The sequence below is a fragment of the Leyella stercorea DSM 18206 genome, assembly GCF_000235885.1.
GTDB lineage: Bacteria > Bacteroidota > Bacteroidia > Bacteroidales > Bacteroidaceae > Prevotella > Prevotella stercorea.
In genome coordinates this window covers 1-747 of record NZ_JH379432.1, presented here as the reverse complement: position 1 = coordinate 747, position 747 = coordinate 1, and the positions used below count along the sequence as shown (strand labels likewise).

1 pseudogene is annotated in these 747 nt (G+C 36.9%); it reads left to right on the top strand.

Annotation, left to right across the window (positions count from 1 at the left end):
* A pseudogene (locus tag HMPREF0673_RS06985) lies at positions 1-495 on the top strand (FRG domain-containing protein); the annotation flags it as partial.
* Positions 496-747: the final 252 nt, after the last annotated feature.

Here is a 747-nt window from a genome sequence, read left to right as displayed (position 1 = left end):
GACGGAAAACTGTTCCGATTCGAAGTTCAAACATCAGATATTAAATATTTCGACAGTGATGCTGTCAGTGTTGTTTCTAATATCGCCAAACGTCCAATAGATTTCAGTATCGAAGATTTGAGAGAACTGGATAGGAATGAGTTCAACTCCGAAGAGGAAATCCAATATCTTCTGCATGAAATTAAGTACGAGAAACCTCATTTTCAGAATGTGATTGACTCAAAGGATATCGAGAGAGTCTTTTGTGTAAAACCGATGTTTGACAATCCTCGTATAATCCGGCAGTCCGGGGCATTTTTCCTTTATGGTATCAATGGCAATAAAAGCCAACCAGCATCACTCAACTTCAGCTACAAAGTGTACATCATCAATAAAGCGCAGAAGCAGAAAATCAGGAAGCAGCTTGAAGCCCTCGGCATAGACAAATCAACGTTGTTCCCAGAAGTCGAACACGTGGCCGAGCATATAAAGGACAAATATCATCTACCTAAATAACCTTTCCCTCATTTAAAAAAAAATAAGCCGAGCTATTACACGGATAGCTCGGCTCTCAACTTGAAAAATTACATCAAGTCTTAATCTCGTGGTATATCTTGAACTTGCAAGTATTTCTCTACTTTGTATAAATAATACTTAGAAGGGAGGATAGCCTGTAAATAGAGTTTCTTCGATTTTGCTGGTTAATAAATTTAATTGATTGTTTGTTATGTTCAAAGGAAAATTCTATATTTGCGAAATATGATATCC